Raw genomic sequence first — 5,004 nt, forward strand, 5'->3', positions numbered from 1 at the left:
TCGCGTTGTAGGCCACCAGGCGGCCGTCGGCCGTGCCCTGGAACACCAGGTTGCCTCGCGTTGTAGGCCACCAGGCGGCCGTCGGCCGTGCCCTGGAACACCAGGTTGCCGGCGGTGGTGAGCGTGCCGCCGTTCCAGGGCGAGACGTAGTCCACGCCCCAGGCTTCCTTCTGCGCCACCGGATCCCAGGCGACGAGGCGGCCGAAGGGCTTGCTCTTGGGCGGCTCGGCGTTGGCGAACATGGCGGTGTTCCAGCCGAGCGCGGCGTGCGGCCGGCCCGGTGCGTTCTGGTCGAACTTCCAGTCCTTGTCGTCCATCAGGTTGATCGGGATGTTCTGCGCCGGCAGGTAGGCCAGGCCGGTCTGCGGGTTGAACGACATCGGGTGCCAGTTGTGCGCACCGAAGGGGCCGGGAATGCTGTCGCCGGGCTTGTCGTTCTGGCGCGCGGCCGCGATCTCGATGGGGCGGCCGTTCTTGTCGTAGCCCGTGGCCCAGTTCACGTCGACGAAATTCTTCGCCGAGATGAACTTGCCGTTGGTGCGGTCGATGACAAAGAAGAAGCCGTTCTTCGGCGCATGCAGCAGCACCTTGCGCGCCTTGCCGCCGAGCGTGACGTTGGCCAGGATCATCGACTGGGTGGAGGTGTAGTCCCAGTTGTCGCCGGGCGTCTCCTGGTAGTGCCACACGTACTTGCCGGTGTCGGGGTTCAGGGCCACCACCGAGCCCAGGTACAGGTTGTCGCCGCCCTTGGGGCTGCGCTTCTTGTGCGCCCAGGGCGAGCCGTTGCCGGTGCCCACGTACATCAGGTTGAGCTCGGGGTCGAAGGCGAAGCTGTCCCATGCGGTGCCGCCGCCGCCGGCCTCCCAGTACTTGCCCGAAGGGTCCCAGGTCTTGGCGGCGCGCGCCATCGATTCGTCCTCGAAGGGCTTGGCCGGGTCGCCCGGCACCACGAACCAGCGCCACTTCTGCTCGCCGGTCTTCGCGTCGTAGGCTGTGACGTAGCCGCGCACGCCGTACTCGGCGCCGCCGTTGCCGATGATGACCTTGCCCTTGAAGACGCGCGGCGCGCCGGTGATGGTGTAGCTGCCCTTCTGCCCCTCGATGGTGTTCTTCTCCCAGACCTTCTGCCCGGTGGCCGCATCGAGCGCGATCAGCCGTCCGTCGAAGGCGCCGACGTAGACCTTGCCTTCGTGCAGCGCCACGCCGCGGTTCACCACGTCGCAGCAGCCCCTGAAGCCCTTGGACTTGTCGACCTGCGGATCGAAGCTCCAGAGCTTCTGCCCGGTGCGCGTGTCGATGGCATGCACCACGCTCCACGACGCGGTGACGTACATGACGCCGTCCACCACCAGCGGCGTGGCCTCGACGCCGCGCGTGGACTCGAGGTTGTAGGACCAGGCCAGCCCCAGCTGCTTCACGTTGCCGGCGTTCACCTGGTCGAGCTTGCTGAAGCGCGACTCGGCGTAGTCCAGGCCGTAGCTCGGCCAGTCGGGGGTCTTCTTCTGGGCCGCGTTGGCGCGAACGAAGTCGCCGTTCACCTGCTTGGCGGCCGAGGCCTGCGCCGCGGCGGGCGAGCTGCCCAGGCACAGCAATGCACCGGCGAGCGCAAGCCAACCGGAGTGGATCTTTTTCATCGTGGGTCTCCTTTGTGCCGCAAGGATCGGTTGTGCCGCGCTCGCGTTCATCTTCGGGATTTCCCCAGTCCGGCGCTGTTCCATTGCGGAACACATTCGACGGGGGCAGCGATCTCCCCTTCCTTCCTGATCCCCCATTTCGAGGAGCGGCGAACAGCATGGCTTTCGAACGGCTGGGCACGGCAACCGCGCCGCGCCAACTTTTTTCCAGCACGCCGGCGCAGCGCGTGGCGCTCGCGCGGCAGCAGTTCTTCGAGGAAGGCGTGCGGCCATCGGGCCTCGTCGGCGAGGCGGTGATCCAGTCGTGGCTGCGCTGCACCCGCAACCACAGCGACCGGCAGCGCATCGTGCCTTTCGATGCGGTCACGCCGAGCCGCCTGCACGCCACGCTGGCGCGCAACCGCGAGCTGCTCGAGGTGGCGCGGCAGGAACTCGCGAGCATGGAAAGCGCGCTCGCGGGCACCGACTGCCGCGTGATCCTGACCGACGGCGAAGGCGTGGTGGTGCACGTCACGCACCAGCCGGCCGCCGCGCACCAGCCGGTGCTGCGCAAGACCGCGCGCGTGGGCGTGAACATTTCCGAGCGCATCGTCGGCACCACCGCGCCGGGCATCGTGGCGACCACCGGGCAGGCCTGCACGGTCGACGGCGCGGAGCACTACTTCGACGTGCTGTCGCAGATGCAGTGCGCCGCGGCGCCGATCCGCGACGTGGCGGGCCGGCTCGCGGGCGTGCTCGACATCACGATGGAGGCGCGGCGCTTCGGCTTCGATGCAGCCTCGATGGTGGGGCTCTACGCCACGACCATCGAGAACCGCCTGCTGCAGGCGCAGTCGCGCGACCACCTGATCCTGCGCTTCCAGGCCAGCCCCACGCTGCTGGGCACGCCGATGGAAGCGCTGGCCGGCGTGGCGCCCGACGGCACCATCGCCTGGCTCAACAGTGCCGGCGCGCGGCTGATCGGCCGCCTGCCCGAAGAGGCCTGCGAGCGGGATGTCGAATCGATGCTGGGCCACGACCTTGCGAGCCTGCTGCGGCTCGAAAGGCGCGAAGCCGCGCAGCCGCTGCGCCTGGCGAGCGGCCTGGGCGTGTGGGTGCAGGCGCGCCTGAAGGCTGCGGACGGCGTGGACTTCAGGCATGCGGTGGCGGTGCCCGGCGACGCCGGCGCGGTGTTGTCCGCCGAGCCCGCGGCGGCCCAGCCGTTGGCGGCGCACGAGCACACGCCAGCGATCGCCTCCCACCACGTGCCGGTGGAAGCGCTGCCGGGCGAAACGCTGCGCGAGCACAGCCGCAAGCTGATCGAGGACACGCTGGCGGCACAGGGCGGCAACGTCTCGCAGGCGGCGCGGCAGCTGGGCGTGTCGCGCGGCACGCTGTACCGGCGGCTGCGCGGCTGGCGCGAAGAGGACAAGGTCGCGCCGGGCTGAAGGTTCAGCGCCTGGGCAGCGCGTAGGCGATCACGTGGTCGCCGGTGCGCGTGCYCAGCGAGCCGTGGCCGCCCGCGGCCACCACCACGTACTGGCGCCCGTCGCTGCCGCGGTAGCTCATCGGCGTGGCCTGTCCGCCCGCGGGCAGGCGGCTGCGCCAGAGCTCCTTGCCGCTGGCCACGTCGTAGGCGCGCAGGTAGTAGTCGAGCGTGCCCGAGAGAAAGGCCACGCCGCCGGCCGTCATCATCGGCCCGCCGAGGCTGGGCACGCCCATCGCAAAGGGCAGCGGCAGCGGCGAGCTGTCGCGCACGGTGCCGTTCTTGTGCTTCCACACCACGCGGCCGGTGCGCAGGTCGGCCCCGGCCACATGGCCCCAGGGCGGCGCCTGGCACGGCAGGCCGAACACCGAGGTGAAGGCGCTCAGCTGCACCGCGAACGGCGCGCCGAAGTTCTCGTTGAGCGCGGGCAGGCTGTCGTTGGGCCGGTCCTTGCCCTGCACATAGAGCGAGGTGTCGTCGGCCCGCGGAATCAGCCTGGACACGAAGGCCAGCGAGGCCGGCGTGGTGAACGCCATCTGCCGCACCGGGTCGACCGCCACGCCGCCCCAGTTGAAGACGCCGAAGTTGCCGGGGTAGATCAGCGAGCCCTCGGTCGACGGCGGCGTGTAGCGGCCTTCGTAGCGCAGCCGGTGAAAGGCGATGCGGCAGGCCAGCTGGTCGAACACCGTGCCGCCCCACATGTCGGCCGGCGTGAGCGCGGGCGGATCGAAGGACAGCTCCGACACCGGCTGCGTGAGCGAGGTGTGGTCGCCCGCGGCCGGCCCCTGCGGCGCGGGCCGTTCATGCACCTTGGTCAGGGGCTTGCCGTCGCGCCGGTCGAGCACGAACAGCTCGCCCTGCTTGGTCGGCTGCACGAGCGCGGGCACCGTCTCGCTGCCGATGCGCAGGTCGACGAGGCTGGGCTGCGAGGGTACGTCGTAGTCCCAGAGGTCGTGGTGCACGGTCTGGAAGCTCCAGCGCACGCGGCCGGTGGCCAGGTCCAGCGCCACCACCGAGGACGAATAGCGCTCGGCCCCTTCGGTGCGCTTGCCGCCCCACTGGTCGGGCGGCTGGTTGCCGGTGGGCACGTAGACCAGCCCGAGCGCCTCGTCCACGCTGGAGATCGACCAGCTGTTGGGCGAGTTGGCCGTGTAGCTGCGGTCGGCCGCGATGGGTGCGGTGTCGTCCGGGTTGCCCGAATCCCAGTTCCACACCAGCGCGCCGGTGTCGATGTCGAAGGCCCGGATCACGCCCGAGGTTTCCTTGGTCGAGACGTTGTCCAGCACCGTGCCGCCCACGATGACGAGGGAGCGCGTCACCACCACGGGGGAGGTCGAGTAATACGAGCCGGGCTTCACGTTGGGCATGTTCTTCCAGAGGTCGATCTGGCCCGTGCCGCCGCCAAAGCGCATGCAGGGCTTGCCGCTCCCGGGGTCGAGCGCGATGACGCGGCCGTCGGCCGTGGGCATGAAGAGCTTGGCGTCGCAGTCGCCGCCGGCCGCGGGTGGCGATGAAGCAGCAGCCGCTGCGGGCGCGGGCCGCACCGCACTGCCCGGGTCGTAGGACAGGCCGCGGCAGGTCAGGTGCTGCAAGGCCAGCGGGCGCCGGATCTCGGGCGTGTAGCGCCAGAGCTGCTGGCCGGTGGTCGCGTTCAGCGCCACCACCGACTGGTGCGGCGTGCAAAGAAAAAGCCGCTCGCCGATCTTCAGCGGCGTGACCTCGAAGGTCGTCTCCTCGGGGTCGCCGCTCTGGCCGCGCACGTCGCCGGTGCGAAAGTGCCATGCCTCCTGCAGCTCGCCGACGTTGGCCGGCGTGATCTGGTCGAGCGCCGAATAGCGCTGGCCCATGCCGTTGCCGCCGTAGGCCGTCCAGTCGTCCTTCGGCGGGGCCGGTGCGGTATTGCCC

3 protein-coding genes are annotated in these 5,004 nt (G+C 70.3%); 1 reads left to right on the forward strand and 2 read right to left on the reverse strand.

The annotated features are described in order from the left end of the window. Positions 1 to 1,634: PQQ-dependent dehydrogenase, methanol/ethanol family (locus AC1DOC_RS18635; protein WP_478130248.1), on the reverse strand; the 1,634-nt coding region annotated here is incomplete at its 3' end. 158 nt (positions 1,635 to 1,792) lie between these two features. Between AC1DOC_RS18635 and AC1DOC_RS18640 the strand changes: the two genes are divergently transcribed. After that, positions 1,793 to 3,061: a helix-turn-helix domain-containing protein gene (locus AC1DOC_RS18640; protein ID WP_369663732.1), complete on the forward strand. Its 1,269-nt coding sequence runs from the start codon at positions 1,793 to 1,795 to the stop codon at positions 3,059 to 3,061. A 4-nt stretch (positions 3,062 to 3,065) separates the two neighbouring features. Here AC1DOC_RS18640 and AC1DOC_RS18645 read toward each other — a convergent pair. Further along, positions 3,066 to 5,004, reverse strand: a 1,939-nt coding sequence (locus AC1DOC_RS18645; protein WP_478130249.1) for a membrane-bound PQQ-dependent dehydrogenase, glucose/quinate/shikimate family, incomplete at its 5' end; no start/stop codon positions are given.

It is taken from the genome of Variovorax sp. 01T439_2 (genome assembly GCF_056398445.1).

What these genes read in the sequence shown, in the direction of transcription:
- AC1DOC_RS18640 (WP_369663732.1), top strand. Translation starts at nt 1,793, where the DNA reads ATGGCTTTCGAACGGCTGGGCACGGCAACCGCGCCGCGCCAACTTTTT.